This window comes from Parasphingorhabdus sp. JC815, from assembly GCF_040717415.1.
Taxonomy (GTDB): domain Bacteria; phylum Pseudomonadota; class Alphaproteobacteria; order Sphingomonadales; family Sphingomonadaceae; genus Parasphingorhabdus.
Genome location: NZ_JBFEFM010000020.1, coordinates 1 through 384, shown reverse-complemented (window position 1 = coordinate 384; position 384 = coordinate 1). Strand labels below are relative to the sequence as shown.

1 protein-coding gene is annotated in these 384 nt (G+C 53.6%); it reads left to right on the top strand.

Features of this window, described 5'->3' with window-relative positions; all coding sequences use genetic code 11:
* Window positions 1–384: CoA transferase (locus tag AB1K62_RS14665; RefSeq protein WP_367004708.1), on the top strand; the 384-nt coding region annotated here is incomplete at both ends.

Below are 384 nucleotides of genomic sequence, written 5' to 3'. Positions count from 1 at the left end.
GGCTCCAGCGTTATTGATGTGACCGGCGGTATGTTTGGTGTGATTGCCATTCTGGCGGCAGTCGAAGAACGCCACCGTACCGGCAAAGGCCAAATGGTACAAAGCTCGCTATTTGAAACTACCGTTTATATGGTCGGTCAGCATATGGCGCAAATGGCCGTCACTGGTAAAGCCGCCGATCCAATGCCTGCGCGTATCTCCGCATGGGCGATTTACGATGTATTCCAGACGAAAGATGATCCGATCTTCATCGGTGTCGTCACCGATGCCTTGTGGCAGAAATTCTGCGAGCTGTTCAATCTGGATGACCTTTGGGCAGACGAGAGCATCCGAGAGAATAATAACCGCGTGGCCGCGCGGGACCGCATCATGCCCCAAATCCGT